Source organism: Pseudomonas cerasi (assembly GCF_900074915.1).
Classification (GTDB): Bacteria; Pseudomonadota; Gammaproteobacteria; order Pseudomonadales; family Pseudomonadaceae; genus Aquipseudomonas; species Aquipseudomonas cerasi.
The window spans coordinates 865,001-887,896 of sequence record NZ_LT222319.1; the positions used below are offsets into that span (position 1 = coordinate 865,001).

Sequence of the window (22,896 nt, forward strand, 5' to 3'; positions counted from 1 at the left end):
TGAGTTGAGAAGCTTGCTGGAGGTATCAGAAGTGCGAATGCTGACATGAGTAACGACAATGGGTGTGAAAAACACCCACGCCGAAAGACCAAGGTTTCCTGCGCAACGTTAATCGACGCAGGGTTAGTCGGTGCCTAAGGCGAGGCTGAAAAGCGTAGTCGATGGAAAACAGGTTAATATTCCTGTACTTCTGGTTATTGCGATGGAGGGACGGAGAAGGCTAGGCCAGCCTGGCGTTGGTTGTCCAGGTTTAAGGTGGTAGACTGAGATCTTAGGTAAATCCGGGATCTTAAGGCCGAGAGCTGATGACGAGTGTTCTTTGAACACGAAGTGGTTGATGCCATGCTTCCAAGAAAAGCTTCTAAGCTTCAGGTAACCAGGAACCGTACCCCAAACCGACACAGGTGGTTGGGTAGAGAATACCAAGGCGCTTGAGAGAACTCGGGTGAAGGAACTAGGCAAAATGGCACCGTAACTTCGGGAGAAGGTGCGCCGGTGAGGGTGAAGCATTTACTGCGTAAGCTCATGCCGGTCGAAGATACCAGGCCGCTGCGACTGTTTATTAAAAACACAGCACTCTGCAAACACGAAAGTGGACGTATAGGGTGTGACGCCTGCCCGGTGCCGGAAGGTTAATTGATGGGGTTAGCGCAAGCGAAGCTCTTGATCGAAGCCCCGGTAAACGGCGGCCGTAACTATAACGGTCCTAAGGTAGCGAAATTCCTTGTCGGGTAAGTTCCGACCTGCACGAATGGCGTAACGATGGCGGCGCTGTCTCCACCCGAGACTCAGTGAAATTGAAATCGCTGTGAAGATGCAGTGTATCCGCGGCTAGACGGAAAGACCCCGTGAACCTTTACTATAGCTTTGCACTGGACTTTGAATTTGCTTGTGTAGGATAGGTGGGAGGCTTTGAAGCGTGGACGCCAGTCTGCGTGGAGCCAACCTTGAAATACCACCCTGGCAACTTTGAGGTTCTAACTCAGGTCCGTTATCCGGATCGAGGACAGTGTATGGTGGGTAGTTTGACTGGGGCGGTCTCCTCCTAAAGAGTAACGGAGGAGTACGAAGGTGCGCTCAGACCGGTCGGAAATCGGTCGTAGAGTATAAAGGCAAAAGCGCGCTTGACTGCGAGACAGACACGTCGAGCAGGTACGAAAGTAGGTCTTAGTGATCCGGTGGTTCTGTATGGAAGGGCCATCGCTCAACGGATAAAAGGTACTCCGGGGATAACAGGCTGATACCGCCCAAGAGTTCATATCGACGGCGGTGTTTGGCACCTCGATGTCGGCTCATCACATCCTGGGGCTGAAGCCGGTCCCAAGGGTATGGCTGTTCGCCATTTAAAGTGGTACGCGAGCTGGGTTTAGAACGTCGTGAGACAGTTCGGTCCCTATCTGCCGTGGACGTTTGAGATTTGAGAGGGGCTGCTCCTAGTACGAGAGGACCGGAGTGGACGAACCTCTGGTGTTCCGGTTGTCACGCCAGTGGCATTGCCGGGTAGCTATGTTCGGAAAAGATAACCGCTGAAAGCATCTAAGCGGGAAACTTGCCTCAAGATGAGATCTCACTGGAACCTTGAGTTCCCTGAAGGGCCGTCGAAGACTACGACGTTGATAGGTTGGGTGTGTAAGCGCTGTGAGGCGTTGAGCTAACCAATACTAATTGCCCGTGAGGCTTGACCATATGACACCCAAGCAATTTGCGTCGAATGACCAGATTGCGGTGACTGTGAAGACGACACGAACCGAAAGTTTGCGTCACGAACGACACCTGAATTGACTATCACATACCCGATTTGCTGAAGCGCGCCGTACGGCACGATTCGGTACCCGAATTTCTTGACGACCATAGAGCATTGGAACCACCTGATCCCATCCCGAACTCAGTAGTGAAACGATGTATCGCCGATGGTAGTGTGGGGTTTCCCCATGTGAGAGTAGGTCATCGTCAAGATTGAATTCCAGAAACCCTCATCGCTTACGCGTTGAGGGTTTTTGTTTGTCTGGGGTTTATCACTCTGCCGGGCTCACCTCATTACAAGGTAGCGGAATTAGCGCCAGAGACTCCCAGGGTTTAGTGAAACGCCCCCATACCTGCCAGTCTGCCGCCCGCTCGCAGGTGGAAGCTGCGCAGCACCGGCAGGCTTCCGTCCGGCTGACGTGGCGCATCCCATCCCGTTTCCGAGACATCCTCAAAGTCTGCGTCGGTTATCGGCGTTGGCAACGTCCATGAGTTGTGTGCCATATCCAGTCCTTCGGTGTTGACGGTCAAGCGTCCCTTGTAAGCGATGTTGTTGGACAGGTTGCCGAGAGGGATCAGCGAACCATCCGGGGCGATACCTGCCATGTTGTAGTTCACGCCATTGGAAAAAGCCGTGTTGTTGATGAAGTCCAGTGCCAGGGTGTGGTGATTGGCATAGAAACCAGCGGACTTATTGTCGAAGGCAACGGAATTACGGACGATGTGTTTCACGCCGTCAGGCACATACTTGCCACCGTATCCGCCCGCTTTGATGCCATTACCATTGCCGGCTTCAAGTTTTGTGCGCGTGCCAGGCAGGTAACCTTGCTGCCATGCCCATGAGCTTTCGATGGTCACTGGCGAAAAGGCATTGATCAGGTCAAAGCCGTCGTCGGAATTGGCCCACGCTCTGCAGCCGCGGAATACATTACCTGGATGGCCTGCCTTGATATGTGCACCGAAGCCGTCTGCACTCTGACCTGCGCCGTTTGAGGTGTAAGGATCGTAGTTGTGGTGAGAGTCGGTATTCAGCACCAGGTTATAACCGCCGTTCTGAATGAACAGGCCGGGTCCCATATTGTGATGCAGATTGAGTTGCTCGAAGGTATTGTGGCTGCCGCTGTTCCAGATGCCCCATGACTCGTGGTTGAGATGGTTTTCGGGCTGTTGCGGCACGCCTTTCACCTCCAGCCCCTTCAGGTGTAACCAACTACCGGTAACGTTGAAGCCTTTGACGCGACAATCGTCTTTCATGGCCGAGAAATCGAAAACCGGTGTTTCGCCCGGATAGGCCCAGTAGCGTATGGGTTTGTTTTCGCTGCCGCTGTTGTTCAGGGTGATGGCATTCACGGTGTCTGTACGGGTAGCGCAGCGGTTGACGCCTGCTGTGTAGGTATAGACGCCGCCGCGAAAGTAAACCGTGTCGCCGGCTTTTGCGGCTTGCTGCGCGCGCATGATGGTGCGCAACGGTGCGCCTTTGGTACCCGCAGCGTGATCATCGCCATTGGGGGCCACGTAGTAGTCAGTTGCCTGCGCTGTTGCAGCAACGACCAGCAAGACCGTCAGCAATATCGTTCTCATGGGGTCACTCCAAGCTTGCCTGGTGTAATCGTATGCGTGTTCGCTGCACCTCATTATGAATTCGATGAATAAAGAGTCTGTCCGCCGGAGGCCTGCAACAGGGCCTCACCCAATTCAAAGACAATAAAAAAGGCCGCATTCTCATGCGGCCTTCTGACAACAACTTACAGCGCTTACGAGGCCAGTTCAGGAACTTCTGGTTTCACATCGTCACGACGCTGAATGTATTTCCAGTCCGCTTCATCAATGTAGATGCCGTTGGGTCCGCTGCCGCCTTCCAGGTCGATGGCAACGTGAGCCGAGACCTGTGGCTTCACACTGGCCAGAATTGGAACGAAGCCCAGTTGCAGGCTGGTTTCCAGCAGGGCTGCCTGGTTCTTCTCGTCGATGTCTGCGGCTTCGTCGAGGTAGTAAGGCAAACGCACCCGACCAGCCTGATCGCGATCCATCAAGTGCAGCAACAGGTACATGTTGGTCAATGCCTTGATGGTCATCGTGGTGCCGTTGGAGGCAGCCCCATCGATATCGGTGTGGATAACCGGCTGACCGTTGACCTTGGTGATTTCGAATGCCAGCTCGAACAGGTCCTTCAAGCCCAACTGGTTGTGGTTGGCAGCCACAAGCCGGGCCAGATATTCCTTGGCTTCTTCGTTCTTGTTGTCCTGCTCTGCGCTCTGGCTCAGGTCGAAGACCGACAGCGTCTCGCCTTCTTCGTACTGCCCGGCGCTGTGGATGATCTGGTCGATGTGCTTGAGCGCTTCCTTGTTAGGGGCGAGCACAATACGGAAGCTTGCCAGGTTCGAGACCTGACGCTTGTTGATCTCGCGGTTGAACAGCGCCAGTTGATGCTCAAGGCTGTCATAGTCGCTACGGATATTGCGCAGGGTACGTGCGATATCCGTCACCGCAGCGCGACGAGCCTTGCCCAGCGTAAGTGCTTCGTCGGTACGGTGCGCGTAGGCATTGATCAATAGCTGCAGGCGACGCTCCATGTCGTCCTCGCTGTCGAACTTGGCCACACCCTTGAGGCGAACCTGTGCGTACAGCGCCTCGATCTGTCCATCGCTGCGCAACAGACCCTGCCAGCTGTCCTGGTAGTCGTTGAGCAGCGGCAACAGGTTATCCATGGAATCGTCGATCGGGTCCATGAACGGTGTGCCGAATGGCAGATCCGCAGGCAGCAACTGACGGCGACGTAGCGCGTCGTCCAGCGTGCGTTGCTTGGATTCCATATCGCCGATCTGACGTGCGATCAATTGCAGCTTGGCGGACAGTTGCTGAACGCGCTCGGTGAACGCGTCGCTGGAGCGTTTCAGTTCATCCTGAGCGGCTTCCATCTGCGCCAGTTCTTCCAGTTTGGTGGATTCCTCCGCGCTCAAGGTCTGGCAGCGGCGGAAGTCTTCAAGCGCCTTTTGAGCATCCAGCACCTGCTGATACAGCGCTTCGGTCTGGGTCTTGCTCGCCGAACGGTCGGCGGCGACAGCCTGCTGGGTTTTCAGTTGTTTGAGTTCTTTCTCCAGTCGCTCTTTCTGATCGCGCAACGCGGCACGATCGGCCAGCGCCTGCAGGGCAGGAGGCTCGATGCTCGACAGGTTGATCGTCAGCCCCGGTACCGCGAACTGATCGCCCTTGAAGCCGTCCAGAATGGTCTCCAGCGGTTTGACCCACGCATCGCCATCATCCAGCGCAATGCCTTGCTCACCCAACGGCAGGCTGAACAGCGCGCTGTTGAACAGACGCATCAGACGTTCTACGTCCGGCTGGGAAAACTCTTCACGCAGACGGGCATAACTGTTGTTGTCCGCATGATCAAGCTGCTGCTTGACCGACTTGAGGCGTTTTTCCAGATCGCGCAGACGTTCGTCCAGGTCTTCGGCGCTGAACTGCCGGGACTGTGCCAGCGCACCGGCCAGCTCATCGTGAGCGTCCTTGGCGGCGAGCAGCTGTTGCTCCAGCACCTTGACGTCATCGACCAGCGCAAAACGGTTTTTCAGTACCGACAGCTCGCCGACCCAGCGCTGGATGCTGCTGATCTCGCGCTCCAGGCGCATCAGCTCCTGAGTGCTGCTGCGCTGATCGTTCTGCATCTCATCCTGCTGGGCACGGTAATGCTCGGCCTGAAGGACCAGCTCTTCCTTGCGCGCACCCGAGTAATCCGACCAGGTGCCGAGCAGTGAATCGAGGATCGGTGACAGACGATGCAGCTTGCCGCGCAACACATCGCGCTGCTTGACGCCAGCGGCCAGCGCCTCGACCAGAGGACCGGCCAGCACCAGCGAGTTGTAGTCCTGTTCCATACGCCGCACATCGCGGAAGGCTTCTTCACAGGCGGCAATATAGTCGACGCTGCCCGAACGCAGGCTGTGCTCGAAAGCATCCAGAAACAGCTGCTTGAGTTTGGCGGCGGTGATTTCACGCATGTGCAGCAGGTTGATGAACAGTGCGCGGAAGGTCTTGAGGCTCTGCTCGCTGGTGGAGCGCAGCGGGATCAAGGTCAGGTCCAGCGGAATCGACGTGTGCCCGCCGACCAGCAGACGGCGCAGTTCGTCAGGCTTGAGCTCGTAGGCTTTCAGGCCTTGGCTTTCCAGGTTGCTGAACAGCTCTTTCTGACGCAGGCAGGTGTCGTTCTTCTGGTAATGACCCAGATCCAGCTCGCCGGCATAGGCGAAGAACTGGTGGCCGAAGCCGCCGCCCGGACCGCGACCCACGACGCCGATGACATGCGGGCCGTGAGGCAGGGAAACTTCCACCAGAATGTAACTGGTGTCGGAAGCAAAGTAGAAGCGTCGTGACTGTTCCAGACTGTACTTGCCGAAGCTCATGTCCGACATGCGCGCCAGAATCGGGAATTGCAGGGCGTTGATCGAGGCGCTTTTACCGAGGTTGTTCGCGCCGTATACCGACAGCGGATTTTCCAGCGGGAACAGGCCAAGGCTGTAACCGGCAGTGTTCAACAGGGCAAAGCGGCGGATGCCATAACGTTCCTGGCTCATGTGTCCATCTCCTGTCGTTGCTCATCGGCGATTGCCCGGGCCAGCGCCTCTTCCTCGGTCTCTTCGCCGAATTCAGCCAGGTCCAGCGGGTCATCGGTTTCCAGCAGCTTTTCGTCGCTGTCGTCATCGATGAGCACAGGCGTCGGCAGGGGCAGGGCGCTATGCAGGCTGGCTGCCAGATCGCGGTCCTGTTGCACCGACAGGCACACATCGAGAAAACGGTGCATCGGCGGCAGGAAGCGGTAGATACCCACTTCCTCACTGGCAAAGCCCAACTGCGTCATGCGCCGCATGATCTTTTCTTCGAGCTCTTCCGGGGTCTGTACTTCAGCCTGGAGAAACAGGTCGCGGTACTTTTCCAGCATCGAAGGCAGCTCGTCGCGGCCCAGGCTGCCACCGTCGAGCACTGACATGGGATCACGGCCCTGATCTGCCAGATGTTCAACGAGGATGAAGGTGAACAGTGCCAGGCGCTGGGCGGTCTTGTTGACCTGCGCAGCGGCCAGTTCAGGCACGAAATAATAAAAGCCACGCGTATCGCAGACCAGTTCGAAGCCCAGTGCCTTGAACAGCGTGCGGTACTGGTCCTGGCAGTTGGAGAGCTGAGCGTACAGCTCCGGGTCGCGGCGGCTGATGTGATAGCCCTTGAACAGCTCGCGAAAGATCGGCGCGAGCTGGGACATTTCGGATAGATCAAGATGCATGAACGGTGCTCTCGGAATGCTCGGCCTGCTCGTCTTTTGCAACGAGCAGGGCAAAGGAGCGCAGGCTGACGCGGTGCTCCCGGGTGAAATATTCGCGACGCTCGAGGCGTTCACGGGCGAAGCGCTTGTCGCGCGACAAGCGCGAGAACCAGTAGAGCAGCTCGTCGGTTTCGCCGGTCGGCTCCTGCTCCAGCAACCAGACCATCAGGTCAGGCATCGGCAAGGCGTCTTCGCAGCGCTCGAGCATCTCCTTGACCGTACGCGGTGCGCGTGGCGCCTGGCCCTTGCGGGTGCCGCTGGCCTTGGGGAATCTCGCGGGTTTGGGTTCAAAGCGCGCCAGGGCATACACGTAAGCCTCGACCTGACTGGCACTGCCCAGAAACGTACTTTGCGGACGGGTGAACATCGGCATGGCAGCCTGAGGCACCGCATCCAGCCCCTTGCGGCGAATGGCAGACAAGGCCAGCGCTGCGCCGCGGGTCACGGCGTTATGGCGCCGCGCTTCCTCACGCAGTGGCAGCAGCAGTTCGCGTGCATGGCGCAAGGTCAGCTGGGCGCTGGTCTGCATTTCCAGAATGCGCGCGTGGGTACGCAGCAGCATGTCGTCGTCGACCAGATGACCGAGACGTTGTTGCTCGGTCAGCAGGCGCAGCAGGACGTTCTCGACCTTGCGCACGCCCTGTTCGAACGCACCGTCTGCGTTGACCAGTTGAATCATCGGCTCGACGTATTCGTCCCACGTCGCCAGCACTTCGGCATAACGCTGGCGCAACGGGATCTGCCGGTCACTGGTCTTGGCCCGGTCGGCCACGGCGACCAGCGCCTGTTCGTCGTTGGCGAGCTTCTTGAGTACGTCGCGCACGCGCATGTCCAGCAGGCGCAGCTGTCTGGCCAGGTCGTTGGCGTCGCGAACCTCGAACGCGTCCTGAATGTAGCCGGCCAGTCGCTCCAGGTGGCGCAGGTAGGCTTCGATTTCCAGGCACAGGCCCAGACGGTGCTCGCGGCGCAGGTACGACAGGAAGTCATGGATCTGTGCGTTGAGCTCGAAACGGTTCGGGCTTTTCGCGACGGGCACCAGAATGTCCAGACGGATCCACACGTCCAGCAGATTGGTAATGTCTTGCGGAGTGCTGTCCTGCTGCTGAGCGCCCAGTTGCAGGCGCAGCTCGCTCAGGCTCAACGTACCCTGGTCGAAATGTTCGCATAAGGGCTCAAGAAGCGCCCAGTGCTCGGCAAGGGCGCGCAGAACGCGCTTGGGTTCGATCATCGTTAGGCCGACTGTTGGCAAGTGAAAAGCGGCAATTGTACTGCATCAGCCGACTGATATTTCACCTGCGGGCGATATGCTGCAGCGCAAAAAGGCGAACAACGCTAGAATTGCGCGCTTAACTTATCCACAGGTGGCTGACCCTTGCTCAACGAGTCCCGTCGCCGCGCTTATTTGACTGCCATGCAGGTGGTCAACTGGCTGCCGCGCACAGAACTGCCATTCGCCGCGCCGTCGCGTCCACAACTGCTCGTGCCGTTGCCGCCGCCGGTCGAGGTGCAACGTGTCGCGCCTGCTGCTTCGCCAGCGGAGCACGCTGCGCCTGCCGAAACGTCGAATGTCGAGCCGATTGCCCGGCAGCCCGAGCGCCCGAGGGTCGAGGTGCCGCGCCCCTCACTGGCCAGCACGCGCACAGCCACCCCGGCCGCCGAAGAGGCCGAGCCGGCGCCGCCCAAGGCGCCGGTGGTACCGCCACCGCGCTTTGCCCTGCAATTGTTGCGCGCCGGACGCTGCCTGTTACTGGTCGAACTCACCACGGGTCAGCCGTTTCAGAGCCGTGATCCTTCTTACCTGCTGCTCAAGGACATGCTGCGCGCCGCCGGTCTGCCCGACAGCCCGCAGATCATCGGCGAGCCCGTGCGCTGGCCGTTGCTGGTCCGCGGCCAGATGGACCAGGGCCCGGAAGCTGCGCGAGATTTCGTGCAGGGCTTCGTCGGCGCGCGGCTCGAGGACGAGCCTTGTGCCTGCCTGTGGCTGATCGGTCTGCCGTCGATGAAGTACGCCGGTGAAGCCGATGCCGAGTCGTACCACCGTGAACTGCAGATTGAAGGTCTGGGTACGGCCTGGGCGCTGCCAGGTCTTGAATTACTGATGGACGAGCCTGAGCGCAAGGCGGATGTCTGGAAAGCCATGCGTCGGCTGATGACGCGCTGGAAATCGATCGATGAGTGATGCCGTAACCTTCCGCCGCATGACCGAAGCCGACATGGACGCGGTGTTGAAAATCGAATATGCCGCGTTCAGTCATCCCTGGACACGCGGCATCTTTCTCGACGGGCTCAAGTCCTACGAGATCTGGTTGATGTTCGAGGGCGCGCAGCAGGTCGGGCACGGCGTCATTCAGGTCATCATCGACGAAGCGCACCTGCTCAACATCACGGTCAAGCCTGAAAACCAGGGTCGGGGTCTTGGCCTGTTACTGCTCGACCACCTGATGAAGCGCGCTTACCAGCTCAATGCACGGGAATGCTTTCTGGAGCTGCGTGACAGCAACCGCCCAGCCTATCGTCTGTATGAAAACTACGGTTTCAACGAGATAGGCCGGCGTCGTGACTACTACCCGGCATCCGACGGCGGCCGTGAAGACGCAGTGGTCATGGCCTGCACGCTGCTGGACTGAGTGTCCGGATCAGCGCTGGTTGCCGTCCAGCGGGCCGATGAGTGCCAGTTCTTCTTCGTCCAGGCCGTTGCCACCGCCAATGTCATCTTCATCGACGACCGTAACATCCAGGTCGGCCGGGAGGTCTTCGCCTGGCTCGTTGGGTGAGCGGGCGCCGTCTTCATGGATCAGGGTTTCCGGAGACAGATCATCGTCGGTCGAATGATGGTCATCGGTGGAAGCCCCCGTGAGGCCTGCTTCGCGCACTCGCTGATCCGGAATTTCATGTTGCAGCTCGCCTTCAGGGATAAGATCGCCGATACGGCCCGGTTCTTCCTCGTCGAAATCGAGTGTTTCCATGGAGCCCATGCGGTCTTCGTTATCGTCGATAGGTTCCGGTTCGGTGGCACCAAACGGACGGCGTGAATCGTTCATGAGAAATCCTCATTTCAGGTGGTCGTAAAAAGTGGACCGACCATGACTTTGAAGATTCCTTTTTGTTGACGACAGGCATTCGCAACGAGTGGCATCACAGCGTGACTTGAAGGATCGGACACCAGTCCAAGGCTGGGCATCATTATCGAGATCGAGGCGTCAAAGCATGAACGAGCTACAAGACCTGATTGATAACAATGCACGCTGGGCCGATGCGATAAAGCAGGAAGACCCTGAGTTCTTCGCCAAACTGGCCCGCCAGCAAACCCCTGAGTTCCTGTGGATCGGTTGCTCCGATGCACGCGTGCCGGCCAACGAAATCGTCGGCATGCTGCCGGGTGATCTGTTCGTTCACCGCAACGTGGCCAACGTCGTGCTGCACACCGACCTGAACTGCCTGTCAGTGATTCAGTACGCAGTGGACGTGTTGAAGGTCAAACATATTCTGGTCACAGGCCACTACGGTTGCGGTGGCGTGCGGGCGTCCATGCAGGACCGCCAGTTCGGCCTGATCGACGGCTGGTTGCGCACGATTCGTGACCTGTATTACGAAAACCGCGAGTTGTTGGCCAAACTGCCGACCGAGGAAGAGCGCGTCGACCGCCTGTGTGAATTGAATGTGATTCAGCAAGTGGCCAACGTTGGTCACACCAGCATTGTGCAGAACGCCTGGCACCGTGGGCAGAGCCTGTCTGTGCATGGCTGCATCTACGGCATCAAGGATGGCCGCTGGAAAAGCCTCGACGTGACCATCAGCGGCTTCGAGCAACTGCCGCCGCAGTACCGCCTGCGTCCGCAGGACTGATAGCCGTTGGTCGCCAGCCAGCCTCTTGTTGCAGGCTGGCTGGCGAGTTTCAACCCATCACAACACGAAGCGCTGCACCATCAGGTTCAGATCATTCGCCAGCATCGACAGTGCGTTACTCGCGACGGTGGTCTGCTGCGCGCCTGAAGCGGTCTGGCTGGACAGCTCGCGAATACTGCTGAGGTTGCGGTCCACTTCAGTCGCCACCTGGGCCTGCTGTTCTGCGGCACTGGCAATCAGCAGGTTGCGGTCGTTGATGTTGGCGGTTGAATGAATGATCACTTGCAGGGCTTCGCCGGTCGAGGCGGCCTGTTCCATCGTCAGGTTGGCCTGCGTCGCCGTATGGCGCAGCGAGCTGGCGGTTTGCTGGGTGCTTTGCTGCACGCCGCTGATCAGCCCTTCGATTTCCGCGGTGGATGCACTGGTGCGTTGCGCCAGTGAGCGGACTTCATCGGCCACAACGGCAAAACCACGCCCGGCTTCGCCTGCACGAGCCGCTTCGATAGCCGCGTTCAGCGCCAGTAAATTGGTCTGATTGGCAATTGCGCGAATCACATCGAGGATGCTGCTGATGCTCTGGGTGCGTTCGGCCAGCCCTTGCGCCTGATGCGACGAATCCAGCACATTTTCGGTCAGCTCCTTGATCGACAGAATGGTTGCCGAGAGCTTGTCCTGCCCTTGTGCTGCCGCCCGGGTCGACGCCTCCGATTCGGTCACGGTATTGCTGGCGTTGCCTGCCACTTCGATGGCCGCCTGGCTCATCTGATTGACCGCGACAGCGGCCTGCTCGATTTCAGTGTTCTGCAATTGCAGATTGAGCGCACTGGCTTCGGCAATGCTGCCCATTTCCTGAACCGACTGCGACAACTGCGTCGCCGCTGCGTAGATCTGGTCGATCGTACTGTGCAGGTTGGTGCGCATGCGCCCGAGGGTGATCAGCAATTGCGCGGTTTCGTCCTTGCCGTCCGGTATCGGGTGCTCGCTCAGGTCGCCATCGGCAATGGTGCTGGCGATGTGTAAAGCCTGCCGCACCGGGTGGATGATGCTGACGCTCAGGCGCCAGGCCAGCAACAAGGTCAGTGCCAGAACTAGGCCGATGGCGCTTAGCGCGATGATCCGCGTTTGCTCGTAGCTGGCGCTTGCGGCCTCTACAGCGGTGGCCGCACTCTGTTTGTTCAGCTCCCGCAACAGCTGCACCTGCATGTCCATCAGGTCGCCTTGCAGTGAGAGCATGGTGTTGGCCAGCATCCTGGCCTCGTCCAGCTTGTTCTGCTCGATCAGCGCGATCTGATCCTGCAAACCGGGCATGAAGGCCTTGTAGGCATCCTGCAACGCAACAATCGAGTCATGCTCAGTGCCCGACTGAACGCGCGCGAGGTATTCCGAGAAGCCTTTCTCAACCTCGTTCCTGAGTTGTTCGACATTGATCTTGCTGTTGATGACGGCACCCGGATCGTCGGCGTTGGCGATCAGACGGGTGGTTTCGCTGCGCAGCTTGACCAGGCCGATGGCGATGGCATCGGCGGTGGCGATACTGGGCAGGGCGCCGCTCTCGACTGCCTCGCCCTGTGTGCGGATCGCTTGCATCTGCAACAGGCAGAACGCGCCAAGCGCGACCATCAGCAGGGAGGTGACGGCGAAGCAGATGACCAGGCGCAGGGTGATTTTGAAGCGGCGCAAGAGTGTTGTCGTTGTGGCTTGCCGACGTAGGAAACGAGGCATCAATCTTTTCACGGCACACAACCCCTATAAACACGCGGACCTTCTCGGAGAGCCGTTTATAGGGCAATTGTGTGATGTCTTTATGACATCTGCTGAATGATGGATGTGCAGCCAATGACTCATGGCTGCGGGGGAGCAATTTCCTCCATCAGTTCATCCAGAAAGCGCTTGACCCGGTGGTGCCGGGCTTTCGCCAGTTGTGCGCCGGTAGCGGTCTGAAAACCGTCAGCCAGTTGCAGCAGCTTGGTGTGGAAGTGGTCGACGGCGAAATTCAGGTCGTCATAGGGGCGCTGGCTGGCATACGGATCATTCGGGTCGTAGAGCGCTCTGCCGAGGCGCCCTGACACGTAGAAGGTGCGGGCCACACCGATCATGCCCAGCGAGTCCAGACGGTCGGCGTCCTGCAGTATTCTGGCCTCGAGGGTCAACGGCGTGATCGCCGCCGAGAAGCTGTGCGCTTCGATGGCGTGGGCGACGGAGGCGATGCTCTGCTCATTCCACCCCATCTCGGTCAACAATTCGCTGGCCCGCGCCGCCGCCAGTCGCGATGCGCTGGCGCGAAACGGCGAGTCTTTCTCGACCGAAACGCAGTCATGCAGCAGCGTTGCCGCAATCAGCACACGGGCATCGCCGCCTTCACGGTCACGAATGGCGCAGACGTTCTTCCAGACACGCAGCAAGTGCGAGACATCGTGCGAGTCGTCGATTTTCTCTGCGTGGGTGTGGGGTATGAGCAGGTTGGCCAGACCCTCGAAGGGGGTGAAGCTGGCGGCGGTCATGCGGTGGTCCTCGGAGGCTGGGCAGGCATCAGCATTACAGACAATGCCGCCTGATAAAACCCTGTCACTGGTCAAGAATATGGCTGATCTGGCCGGCAAGCAGCCCCGCACCTCTGGCGTTGAGGTGGTTGAAGTCCTTGTAGTACGAATGCAGGTCGCCGATCAGGCATTGCCTGTCCTTGCAGAAGGCGTCATCCAGCGTGATCAGGCTGATGTGTTTTGACTGGCTGGCACGCAGGAACAACTGGCGGGTGAAACGCTGCAACAGGTCGTGTTTTTCCACCGGCACCGACAGTTCGCTGACCCGCTGCAAGGCTTGCGCATCGTCTTCCGAAGCGTCCCGCGCCAAGCGATAGTAGAGACTTTCAGGGTTGATCATTTGCTGCGGCACCTGCGCGATGATGAACACCTCGGCGCCGATACTGCGGTAGGCCTCGATCGTGTGTTCAAGGGCCTGGCTGAATACCCTGCGCGAGGTTTCGCGGCTTTTCTGCGGATCGGCGCGCGAGGTCAGGAAATACGTGCTCATCGTCCTCTCGCTGTAATCGTCGCCGGTATACAGCGTCCAGCGCGCCACCAGCACGACCTTTTTGATCCGCTGCCGCTTCACGTACTCGAATTCCCGATCGGCCAGCGCTTCGCAGACCCCGGCAGCGTAGTTGCCGTTAGCCACGTCCACGCCGAGCAAGGGCAGGCAGCCGCCCAGGCCGATGTGCGCGAGGGTCCTGCCCTGATCCCGAGCGGCGGCGTCGAACGTCGATAACAGCGCTTCGGAATGGCTGTCGCCGAACAGCGCCATGTCCGGTACTGCCTCCTTGTCAGCAAGGCCGAACAGGCAAAAATCGACGTTGCCGCTCTTGCCGTCCAGAGGCTGGTCGCATTTGTCGCGTATCAACGGGTCGGCGAATGCTTGATGCAGCTCCGGGTCGACAGCGAAGCGCTGGGGAAAGCCGTTATTCACATAGCCAACCAGCCCCAGCGCGATAAACAGCGTCGAGGCAGCGCCTGCCGTGGTGAAAATCTGACGGCGATTGAAGGTGCCGGCCTTGCGAAACGGCTGCTCGACGAAACGCCAGCTCAGCCAGGCCAGCGCCAGAGACACAAGGGTAAGCGCCAGCATGAGTGGCAGGCCTGGCTCATTCAGGTTGTACTGGCGGGCAAAGGCAAAGACGGGCTGATGCCACAGGTAGGCGCTGTAGCTGAGCATGCCGATCGCGACGGGCGCACGTGAACTCAGCGCGCTCCCCACCCAGGTCTTGCCATGGGCGAAGACGATGATCAACACCGCACCCAGTACCGGCACCAGCGCATTAAGACCGGGGAAGGGCGTGCTGCTGTCGAAACCGACCACGGCATAACCGATCAGCAAAATCCCCAGTAAAGTCGCCGCCTGATCGACAACGCTCGCGCGCCCGATGCTGCGCGGTCGCCATGCAAAGTAGAAGGCGATGAACGAGCCCGCCAGCAATTCCCAGGCACGTGCCGGCAGCAGATAAAACGCGTTGCTGGTGGCTTGATGGGCGCCCAGTTGCGCCAGCGCCAGGCTGGCCAGGGCAGCGACTATCAGTAGCACGATCAGCCACTTGCGGCCCAGGCCCCAGGCCAGCATCAAGAGCAGCGGGAAGAACAGGTAGTACTGTTCTTCCACCGCGAGCGTCCAGGTGTGCAACAACGGTTTGAGTTCTGCCGTGGCGTCGAAATAGCCGCTTTCCAGCCAGAACAGCACGTTGGATGAAAAAGTCGGCACCGCCACCAGACTCTTGGCAAAGTACTTCAGGTCAGATGGATCGAGCGTCAACCACGCGACAGGCAGGCAGATCAGCATCATCACGAACAGCGCAGGCAGGATGCGCCGCGCGCGTCGTTCGTAAAAGTTGATCAGCGAGAACCGGCCTCTGATCTTCTCCGCGATGATGATCGAAGTGATCAGATAGCCGGAGATCACGAAGAAGATATCGACGCCCACGAATCCGCCGCTGAACAGCGGCAAGCCCGCGTGGAACAGAATGACCGGAATGACCGCGAGCGCGCGCAGACCATCGATCTCGGGTCGATAGCCGAGTGCCGGGTTATGAGGGATGCCCATGTGATGTGCTCGATGCAGTAAGTGGCAAGAGACGGTAAATGCACGCTGCAATAGCTACCGCCAACGCGAGGCGCAGGGGTCGTGTAGGGAGAGGACGAAGAGGCGTTGCCGGAAAGAGAGTGCTGTATTTTTTAGTTCAGGTCTTCGCTTCTGTCCAATGACGGAAGCAGGTTTATGACGGCAGATCAGTCACTTCCCACCTGAAACGGGAAAAGCCCTTTATAATGCATGGTTTTACTCCTCCTCGATGCGAGAACCATTGTGAGCTTACCGTCCTGCCCGAAATGCAATTCCGAATACACCTACGAAGACGGCAGCCTGCTGATCTGCCCGGAATGCGCCCATGAATGGTCTGCCGACGCCGCTGGCGCCGATGCGTCCGATGACGTGAAAGTCATCAAGGACTCAACGGGCAATGTGCTGCAGGACGGCGACACCATCACGGTGATCAAGGACTTGAAAGTCAAAGGCTCTTCGCTGGTGGTCAAGGTCGGCACCAAGGTCAAGAACATCCGCCTGGTCGATGGCGACCATGACATCGATTGCAAGATCGACGGCATCGGCGCGATGAAACTGAAGTCGGAGTTCGTCCGCAAGGTTTGATTCTGCCGGGTAATGGCTTTAGCCTGAACGCCTCGCCGGTCTTTCGACTGGCGGGGCGTTCATGTTTCCGGGCGCGCCAGGGCTGTTTTTCCTGAACAGGTGAATACCGTGCCGAACACCCCCGCTCCTTATCTGAAACCCGATGAATGTGTCGTGCTGTTCGATGGCGTCTGCAAGCTGTGCAATGGCGTGGTGAAGTTTCTGATTCGCCATGATCCGCACCGGCGTCTGCGCTTGGCCGCCGTGCAGTCGGAGCAAGGGCAGGCGTTGCTGAAGTGGGCGGGGCTGCCACTGGACGATTTTCATACCATCGCGGTCATCGTCAACAATCGGGTCTTCGTGCGTTCGGATGCCTTTCTGCACATCATGGGGTTGTTGCCTGCGCCGTGGCCGCTGCTCAAGGTGCTGGGGATTTTTCCGCGCTTTCTACGCGACTGGGCCTACAACCGTATAGCGCTCAACCGATATCGCCTGTTCGGGCGCTATGATCACTGCCTGTTGCCGTCGCCCGAGGACCGGCAGCGCTTCCGCGACGGCTGACGACCGGCGGTCAATTGCAAAGTCGGTTATGTGCACACGGGTTGTGATCCACTCTGGCGGTCCGTAGAATTCGTGTCATCTGGCTTCACTCCCCATATCCACAATAATCCACTTTGCACACTGCGCCCGATCCTGAAGGTCGAGCGGAGCATTTTTGCGTTGGTTTTTCAGGGGAGCGAGCCGCGGTTTTCCATACAGGTGTCAGGCGTGCGTGTGCACGCGTGGCGGTCGGCCTTCGGGTCGGAACATTTTCAGGGCGTTGTGATTCTTGATAACTTCACCTCCAAACGAGCAGGCAGGTAGCTGGCTTGGCGTATTCGCGCTGGCCTTGGCGGCCTTCATTTTCAATACCACCGAGTTCGTGCCGATTGGTCTGCTGAGTAACATCGGTCAGAGCTTCGAGATGACCCCGGCCCAGGTCGGGCTGATGCTCACGATCTATGCCTGGGTTGTGTCGCTGATGTCGTTGCCGATGATGCTGGCGACGCGCAACATCGAGCGCCGCAAGCTGCTGATGTTCGTGTTCGGCCTGTTTGTGGTCAGCCACGTCCTATCCGCGATCGCCCCCAGCTTTGCGATCCTGCTGGTGAGCCGGGTCGGTATCGCGTTTGCACATGCGGTGTTCTGGTCGGTTACGGCGTCGCTGGCCGTACGCATCGCTCCGCCCGGCAAGCGGGTTCAGGCGCTGGGCCTGCTGGCGACCGGTACGTCGTTGGCGATGGTATTGGGTATTCCGCTGGGCCGCGTGCTGGGTGAAGCCCTGGGCTGGCGGACCACCTTTCTGGGCATCGCCGGCATCGCTGCGCTGGTAGTCTTCCTGCTGGTTCGCGCGCTGCCTTTGCTGCCCAGTCAGAACTCCGGCTCATTGCGCAGCCTGCCGATCCTGTTCAAACGCCCGCGGCTGATGGCGATCTACCTGCTGACCGCCATCGTGGTGACCGCTCATTTCACCGCCTACAGCTACATCGAACCGTTCACCCAGACCGTGTCACAGCTCAGCGGCGAAATGACCACAATTCTGCTGCTGGTCTTTGGCGGTGCCGGGATCATGGGCTCGATCATCTTCAGCCTGTTCAGCGACCGCTTCCCGAACGGGCTGTTGATCACCGCCATTGGGACGCTGACCCTGTGCCTGCTGATGCTGTTGCCGCTCTCCGGTGATGCCACGACGCTCGGCACGCTGACCATTATCTGGGGCATGGCGATCATGTGCTTCGGCCTGACCTTGCAGGCGCGCGTGCTGTCGCTGGCACCTGATGCGACCGATGTGGCGATGGCGCTGTTCTCGGGCATCTTCAATATCGGGATTGGCGGCGGCGCGCTGCTCGGCAGCGTGGTCAGCAGCCATCTCGGGGTTGCCAATGTCGGCATCGTCGGCGGCCTTTTGGCCCTGGGTGGGTTGGGTTTGTGCTGCTATACCACGCATCACTTCGGCAAGGTCCGGCCTGCTGCCGAGATGCAGACCGAGAGCAAATAGGGCGCGCATAAAAAAGCTCGCTAACCGCGCAAGGCGTTCAGCGAGCTTTTTGGTCTGACTTGCAGGTCAGGCTTTAAGCCGACCGAGCCACTCCAGCGACGTTCTCCAGATACAAATCCCCAGGAAATACGCCGACATTGCCAGCCACAGCCCCATGACCACCGGGCCGTTGTGCGGATGGTTGATGATCAGCAGCGCGCTGGACAGCAACCATACGGTGGTCACCGCGATATTGAGCGGCATGAAGCGGCGCACGCGGAACGGGTGCAGGAACTTCATGCGGGTCATGGTCAGCAGCGCCAGGGCGATGATGGTGATGAACGTCAGCCATGGCGCCGGTGAGAGAATGTAGAGGCACAGTGCAACGACGTTCCAGGCGGCGGGGAAGCCCTGAAAGTAGTTGTCCTTGCTTTTCATGTCGACGTTGCAGAAGCAGAACAGCGACGAAACCAGAATGACCGAGATGCTCAGCAGCAGCGTGTAATCCGGCACCGGTATGTAGCGGTAGATGAACAATGCCGGGATGAACACGTAGGTCAGGTAGTCGATGACCAGATCCAGTACCGAGCCGTCGAAGTGCGGCAGTACCGACGTGGTGTTGACCTTGCGAGCCAGTGAGCCGTCGACTCCATCCACGATCAGGGCCGCGCCCAGCCACAACAGGCAGGCTTTGGGTTCGTTGTTGAACAAGGCAATGGTAGCCAGGAACGCAAGGACTACGCCGGTGGCGGTGAAGCCATGCGCCCCCCATGCGTTGAGTCTGGCTATGCGTTGATTGGTTATCACGGGGGCGCTCTCCAGGAAGTAATGCTTGCCAGGGTGTGCCGCAACCTGACCGGTAGCAACTATCGACCCGGCAATTGCCGATAAGTTTAGCGGTGACTATCCCTTGTTTCCCGGTTGTTTTCCAGAAAGCCACGCTCTTCGTCTGATCGCTGGTCTCTGTATTCTTCCGGTTCTACGAAACAGGTAGGCGCGTCACCGTTGGCATTGAGTTGGTTGATCAGGGTCGGCTGGCCCTGTTCATTGAACAGTACCTGCCCGACACCTGCCGAGTTCCATAAGCGTTCACCGGCCTTGCTGTGCTCGGGCGTGCGCGGAACAACCTTCATCAGGCGGCGCTTGGTGAACCAGTTAAGAGGTGAGCGGGGAGAGTATAACCAGCGATTCAGCCGATCAAAAGTGTCGAGTAGACGACGGGGGAATTCATTCTTGATGCCACTGCTGGTGATTTGCCAGATGTGAGGCCCGCCGCTGCGCTGGCGGATCAGGATTTCGTAGACGAACGAGTAATGCACATCGCCCGACAGGATCACATAATTGCCCGGGGTTCTGGAGTGGCGAAAGATGTTCAGAATCACGTTGGCAGCACCACGGTGCGCCATCCAGTTCTCCGCATCGACCAGCAACGGATAGCCACACCAGCTGAAGATACGTTGTATTGCCTCGATCAACTTGACACCGAAAACGGGGGCAGGTGAGACGATAATCGCCGATTTATGGTCGATCAGCTCCTGTTGCAGCTCACTGAGCGCTTCCCAGTCGAGCAGCCCGGACGGGTGATTGAAGTTCGACTCGCTGCGCCAGCGTCGGGTGCGGGTATCCAGTACTACCAGCGCCGGGCTGGTCGGTAGCACGTAATGCCATTGCTGAAACTTCAACAACTGATCAATCAACTGGTCCTGGGCCTGGCTGTCCAGCCAGTTGTCGTTGGACACGGCCTCGCTGCTCAGGGCATGAGCCTGTTTGACCAGCCCGTTGAGCGCATCCGGGTTATTGCCCCAGCCCTGACACAGCAGATAGGCAAGCAGGGCGTTACCGATGATGCGTTTGGAGAATGGATGGCCGTACGCCGTTTGCTCCCAGTTCGCCGACAGGTTCCAGTCATCGGTGATGTCGTGGTCATCGAAAATCATCATGCACGGCAGATGCGCCATCGCCCGTGCTACGCCGCCCAGGCCCTCGGCAAACGCCTCGACTAAGTGCTGCTCCCTGGCGTAGCGCTCGACTTCCCCGTCTTCCAGTTGCGGCCTGCCGGGTTCGATCAGGGTCCAGGGCGTCGGTGACCACACCAGCAGGTACATCGCCATGACTTCCGCCAGGGTGACCAGATGGTTATCCGCTGTGCTGCTGGTGAATACCGGCTTACTGGTGCCGCCGAAGAAGCGCTCGCGCAGTGTGTCGTTGCTTTTCAGGGCCGGCAGCAGGTCGGCACGCTGGTAATAGCTGGCCGGATGCGCATATAGACGAGGGCTGTCATCGACGATGGCACCGTCAAGTCGCTCGTCGAACAACCCCAGCCGTTCGATCAATACATGGATGGCGCGCAGCATCGGTCCGGCGACATCGTCGGCGTAGATCTGATCGCCGCTCATCATCAACAGCGCAGGACGTTGCAGCGGCTCCTTGATGTCGGCCAGCAGGCGGTCCACGCAGAGCAGACCTTCGGCCGCGCTGTGGTGCGGCTTGCGGCACGAGCCATGCAGCAGATGATCGATGCTGCTGCGCACCACGAAGTTCGGGTAACGGTGACCCTCGTACAGCAGGTGCGGCGCCCATTCGGCAATACCGCCTTCGCCGTCCACCAGCAGGTCGTAATCGATCCAGGTGTCGCGGGGCAGTTCGGCGTCCAGTTGCAGATCGATCAGGTGAATGAACGCTTGGCGCCCAATTGCGATGACCTGACATTGACTGTCTTCGAGTACGTAATCGTTGAAGCCCGCAGTGGCGTCATCAGTAGCGGCATGACGCAGGCGCACGGTCAGGCGCAACGGACGAGACCCCACCAGCCACAACACCAGGCGGTCAGCTTCCTGACGGCGCAACAACGGGCCGGCAAGGATGGACGGCAGCGAAGTGAATGGTTCGATGGAAGAAGCGGACATCCTGACTCACGGCTCTGGGGGACACAGGCCGGGATGGTAACGCAACAGGCCTGGAAAGTTCTTGTTACGCCACGTGACTGCATGTTTCCGGACAGTGCAGGCAACGCGAAACGCCCGGCTCAACCGTGCTCATATGAAGACTTTGTTAACCGCCTGCAGAGTGCTCTGAAAATGCCGATATACACCTATGCAGAGGGCATCAGAATTCCATAAAGTTTTATGGCGTTATGCCATATTTGCTCATGAGGGTTCCCGCTATGAAATGGTTTTACAACGCAAAGCTGTCCGCCAAGCTTTTTATGGCTTTTGCGCTGTGTGCGCTTTTCACCCTTGGGGTGGGCGTAATAGGCAGTCGCGGTATCAGTGCCTTGTCCGTCAGCCTTGATAACGTGTTTACCAACAGCTTGCTGTCGGTTACAAAAACCGGCGAGGTCAAGGCCTCGGTCATTGCTCAGAACCGTGATCTCTATCGTTTATTGGCTGCCATGGCAGGCAATGCGCCACAAAGCGTCAAGGACGATATTCTCGCGAGCATGACCGTTAACAGGACTCAGGCTGAAAAAAGCTACGCCACCTACCGGGCTACGCCGCTTGACGATGACGAGCGCGCTGCCGGTGATCAGATGGACAGAGACTGGCCTGGCTATCAGGCACTCATCGAGCAAGCCAAAGGTGTTGCCCTGTCCGGGGATATTGCAGGGGCAAGAGCGATCATCGACGGTGATGTACGCAGCGGTTACCTGAAGGTCATGGATCAGCTGAGCACCATCGTCAATTCTAATAATCGTCAGGCAGGGGAGGCTGCTGTAGCTTCCGACCAGACACAGGACGCTGCGCAACGAAATCTGTACATCGGCATAGGTTTGTCATTCTTTGCTGCGTTTGTGATGGGCCTGTTCATCAGTCGTGCCATCAGCACGCCAATCAATACTGCAGTGACCAATGCCCGGCGAATTGCAAGCGGTGACCTGACCCTGCCGATTGTCAGCCAGTATCACGACGAAGCTGGCATGATGCTGGTTGCCCTGAGCGATATGCAGGACAACCTGAAAAGCACGATCGGGCAAATATCCAGCGCTGCCGACCAGTTGGCCTCGGCTGCTGAAGAGCTGAATGCCGTGACTGAAGAAAGCAGTCGCGGTCTGATACGTCAGAACGATGAGATTCAGCAGGCCGCTACGGCTGTGAACGAGATGACCGCTGCGGTCGAAGAGGTCGCGCGTAACGCCATGTCGACGTCGGAAGCGTCCCGACAGACCAGCACCGACGCGGCTGCCGGTCGTGATCAGGCCCGCGATGCCGTGAATGCGATCAATACCGTCAGTGCCGAGATCAGCAGTTCGACCACCATGGTCGAAGAGCTCGCCGGGCGCGTCCGTGAGATCGGGCAGGTACTGGACGTGATCCGTGGGATCGCCGAGCAGACCAATTTGCTGGCCCTCAACGCCGCCATCGAGGCTGCGCGTGCAGGTGAGCAGGGTCGCGGCTTTGCGGTGGTGGCAGACGAAGTGCGGGCGCTGGCTGCCCGAACCCAGGCGTCCACCGGCGAAATCGAAACCATGATCGGCAGTGTCCAGGCCAGCGCCGATCAGGCCGTGCGGGCCATGGGCAACAGCCGCACCCTGGCCAGCAACACGCAAACCCTGGCTCAAGCCACAGGGCAGTCGCTGGAGCGCATTGCGCAGAGCGTCGCCGAGATCAACGACCGCAACATGCTGATAGCGACGGCCTCTGAAGAGCAGTCCCACGTTGCGCGTGAGGTTGATCGCAACCTGGTCAACATTCAGGATCTCTCCGCCCAGACCGCCGCAGGTGCCAATCAGACCAGTGCTTCAAGCCAGGAACTGTCGCGTCTGGCGATTTCCTTCAACAACCTGGTGGGCAAGTTCAAAGTCTGA

17 protein-coding genes and 2 rRNA genes (1 of these 19 running past the window's edge) are annotated in these 22,896 nt (G+C 58.9%); 9 read left to right on the forward strand and 10 right to left on the reverse strand.

What is annotated here, in order from left to right; translation table 11 throughout:
- Nucleotides 1-1,686 (forward strand): 23S ribosomal RNA (locus PCPL58_RS06395); it begins 1,206 nt to the left of the window's first position.
- Nucleotides 1,687-1,840: 154 nt separating this feature from the next.
- Nucleotides 1,841-1,956, forward strand: a 5S ribosomal RNA gene (gene rrf / locus PCPL58_RS06400).
- A 120-nt stretch (nucleotides 1,957-2,076) separates the two neighbouring features.
- On the opposite strand, the gene PCPL58_RS06405 is transcribed toward rrf, so the two are convergent.
- From PCPL58_RS06405 to mksB, 4 genes are all read right to left on the reverse strand, one after another.
- A complete protein-coding gene (locus PCPL58_RS06405) occupies nucleotides 2,077-3,324 on the reverse strand; it encodes a right-handed parallel beta-helix repeat-containing protein (RefSeq protein WP_065349058.1) in 1,248 nt (415 codons plus the stop codon).
- Nucleotides 3,325-3,497: 173 nt separating this feature from the next.
- Nucleotides 3,498-6,317 carry an Mks condensin complex protein MksF gene (gene mksF / locus PCPL58_RS06410; RefSeq protein ID WP_065349059.1) on the reverse strand — a complete coding sequence of 940 codons (2,820 nt, stop codon included), beginning with the start codon at nucleotides 6,315-6,317 and terminating at the stop codon, nucleotides 3,498-3,500.
- Nucleotides 6,314-7,021, reverse strand: a complete 708-nt coding sequence (gene mksE / locus PCPL58_RS06415) for an Mks condensin complex protein MksE (RefSeq protein ID WP_003319438.1) — start codon at nucleotides 7,019-7,021, stop codon at nucleotides 6,314-6,316. Before mksE ends, mksF begins: the two co-directional genes overlap by 4 nt.
- On the reverse strand, nucleotides 7,011-8,288 hold the full coding sequence (gene mksB, locus PCPL58_RS06420) for an Mks condensin complex protein MksB (RefSeq protein ID WP_065349060.1): 1,278 nt from the start codon (nucleotides 8,286-8,288) through the stop codon (nucleotides 7,011-7,013). Before mksB ends, mksE begins: the two co-directional genes overlap by 11 nt.
- Before the next feature lie 144 nt (nucleotides 8,289-8,432).
- On the opposite strand from mksB, the gene PCPL58_RS06425 reads away from it, so the two are divergent.
- Both PCPL58_RS06425 and rimI read left to right on the forward strand, forming a co-directional pair.
- Entirely contained in the window at nucleotides 8,433-9,239 is an 807-nt protein-coding gene (locus tag PCPL58_RS06425; protein WP_065349061.1) for an energy transducer TonB, read from the forward strand.
- Nucleotides 9,232-9,687: a ribosomal protein S18-alanine N-acetyltransferase gene (rimI, locus tag PCPL58_RS06430; protein ID WP_003345934.1), complete on the forward strand. Its 456-nt coding sequence runs from the start codon at nucleotides 9,232-9,234 to the stop codon at nucleotides 9,685-9,687. The genes PCPL58_RS06425 and rimI overlap by 8 nt, the downstream gene beginning before the upstream one ends.
- 9 nt (nucleotides 9,688-9,696) lie before the next feature.
- On the opposite strand, the gene PCPL58_RS06435 is transcribed toward rimI, so the two are convergent.
- Nucleotides 9,697-10,101 carry a serine kinase/phosphatase gene (locus tag PCPL58_RS06435; RefSeq protein WP_065349062.1) on the reverse strand — a complete coding sequence of 135 codons (405 nt, stop codon included), beginning with the start codon at nucleotides 10,099-10,101 and terminating at the stop codon, nucleotides 9,697-9,699.
- Nucleotides 10,102-10,267: 166 nt separating this feature from the next.
- Between PCPL58_RS06435 and can the strand changes: the two genes are divergently transcribed.
- Nucleotides 10,268-10,906 (forward strand): carbonate dehydratase, encoded by a 639-nt coding sequence (gene can / locus PCPL58_RS06440; RefSeq protein ID WP_003345939.1) that lies wholly within the window; start codon nucleotides 10,268-10,270, stop codon nucleotides 10,904-10,906.
- A 57-nt stretch (nucleotides 10,907-10,963) separates the two neighbouring features.
- Here the strand turns inward: can and PCPL58_RS06445 are convergent, their stop codons facing one another.
- From PCPL58_RS06445 to PCPL58_RS06455, 3 genes are all read right to left on the reverse strand, one after another.
- The gene (locus tag PCPL58_RS06445; protein WP_065349063.1) at nucleotides 10,964-12,628 is read right to left on the reverse strand and encodes a methyl-accepting chemotaxis protein; all 1,665 of its coding nucleotides are present in this window, start codon (nucleotides 12,626-12,628) and stop codon (nucleotides 10,964-10,966) included.
- A gap of 119 nt (nucleotides 12,629-12,747) precedes the next feature.
- Nucleotides 12,748-13,407 (reverse strand): HD domain-containing protein, encoded by a 660-nt coding sequence (locus PCPL58_RS06450; protein ID WP_065349064.1) that lies wholly within the window; start codon nucleotides 13,405-13,407, stop codon nucleotides 12,748-12,750.
- A gap of 64 nt (nucleotides 13,408-13,471) precedes the next feature.
- A complete protein-coding gene (locus PCPL58_RS06455; protein ID WP_065349065.1) occupies nucleotides 13,472-15,493 on the reverse strand; it encodes an acyltransferase family protein in 2,022 nt (673 codons plus the stop codon).
- A gap of 258 nt (nucleotides 15,494-15,751) precedes the next feature.
- Here PCPL58_RS06455 and PCPL58_RS06460 point away from each other — a divergent pair, with 258 nt between their 5' ends.
- The 3 genes from PCPL58_RS06460 (at nucleotide 15,752) to PCPL58_RS06470 (ending at nucleotide 18,113) form a co-directional block, all read left to right on the forward strand.
- Complete coding sequence (locus tag PCPL58_RS06460; RefSeq protein ID WP_032656664.1) at nucleotides 15,752-16,096, forward strand: zinc ribbon domain-containing protein YjdM; 345 nt, start codon at nucleotides 15,752-15,754, stop codon at nucleotides 16,094-16,096.
- Nucleotides 16,097-16,204: 108 nt separating this feature from the next.
- The gene (locus PCPL58_RS06465; protein WP_065349066.1) at nucleotides 16,205-16,636 is read left to right on the forward strand and encodes a thiol-disulfide oxidoreductase DCC family protein; all 432 of its coding nucleotides are present in this window, start codon (nucleotides 16,205-16,207) and stop codon (nucleotides 16,634-16,636) included.
- 268 nt (nucleotides 16,637-16,904) lie between these two features.
- Nucleotides 16,905-18,113 carry a sugar transporter gene (locus PCPL58_RS06470; RefSeq protein WP_065349067.1) on the forward strand — a complete coding sequence of 403 codons (1,209 nt, stop codon included), beginning with the start codon at nucleotides 16,905-16,907 and terminating at the stop codon, nucleotides 18,111-18,113.
- A 66-nt stretch (nucleotides 18,114-18,179) separates the two neighbouring features.
- Here PCPL58_RS06470 and pcsA read toward each other — a convergent pair whose 3' ends face one another.
- The gene (pcsA, locus tag PCPL58_RS06475) at nucleotides 18,180-18,899 is read right to left on the reverse strand and encodes a phosphatidylcholine synthase (protein ID WP_003421621.1); all 720 of its coding nucleotides are present in this window, start codon (nucleotides 18,897-18,899) and stop codon (nucleotides 18,180-18,182) included.
- A gap of 86 nt (nucleotides 18,900-18,985) precedes the next feature.
- Nucleotides 18,986-20,998: an alkaline phosphatase D family protein gene (locus tag PCPL58_RS06480; protein WP_065349068.1), complete on the reverse strand. Its 2,013-nt coding sequence runs from the start codon at nucleotides 20,996-20,998 to the stop codon at nucleotides 18,986-18,988.
- A 257-nt stretch (nucleotides 20,999-21,255) separates the two neighbouring features.
- Here PCPL58_RS06480 and PCPL58_RS06485 point away from each other — a divergent pair, with 257 nt between their 5' ends.
- Nucleotides 21,256-22,896, forward strand: coding sequence for a methyl-accepting chemotaxis protein (locus PCPL58_RS06485; RefSeq protein ID WP_057445743.1), 1,641 nt, complete (start codon nucleotides 21,256-21,258; stop codon nucleotides 22,894-22,896).

Bases quoted from the DNA above. Each gene is read 5' to 3' on its own strand.
- PCPL58_RS06445 (WP_065349063.1), bottom strand. From the start codon at position 12,628: ATGCCTCGTTTCCTACGTCGGCAAGCCACAACGACAACACTCTTGCGC.
- rimI (WP_003345934.1), top strand. From the start codon at position 9,232: ATGAGTGATGCCGTAACCTTCCGCCGCATGACCGAAGCCGACATGGAC.
- mksB (WP_065349060.1), bottom strand. From the start codon at position 8,288: ATGATCGAACCCAAGCGCGTTCTGCGCGCCCTTGCCGAGCACTGGGCG.
- PCPL58_RS06455 (WP_065349065.1), bottom strand. From the start codon at position 15,493: ATGGGCATCCCTCATAACCCGGCACTCGGCTATCGACCCGAGATCGAT.
- mksE (WP_003319438.1), bottom strand. From the start codon at position 7,021: ATGCATCTTGATCTATCCGAAATGTCCCAGCTCGCGCCGATCTTTCGC.
- PCPL58_RS06450 (WP_065349064.1), bottom strand. From the start codon at position 13,407: ATGACCGCCGCCAGCTTCACCCCCTTCGAGGGTCTGGCCAACCTGCTC.
- mksF (WP_065349059.1), bottom strand. From the start codon at position 6,317: ATGAGCCAGGAACGTTATGGCATCCGCCGCTTTGCCCTGTTGAACACT.
- PCPL58_RS06435 (WP_065349062.1), bottom strand. From the start codon at position 10,101: ATGAACGATTCACGCCGTCCGTTTGGTGCCACCGAACCGGAACCTATC.
- PCPL58_RS06405 (WP_065349058.1), bottom strand. From the start codon at position 3,324: ATGAGAACGATATTGCTGACGGTCTTGCTGGTCGTTGCTGCAACAGCG.
- PCPL58_RS06485 (WP_057445743.1), top strand. From the start codon at position 21,256: ATGAAATGGTTTTACAACGCAAAGCTGTCCGCCAAGCTTTTTATGGCT.
- PCPL58_RS06480 (WP_065349068.1), bottom strand. From the start codon at position 20,998: ATGTCCGCTTCTTCCATCGAACCATTCACTTCGCTGCCGTCCATCCTT.
- can (WP_003345939.1), top strand. From the start codon at position 10,268: ATGAACGAGCTACAAGACCTGATTGATAACAATGCACGCTGGGCCGAT.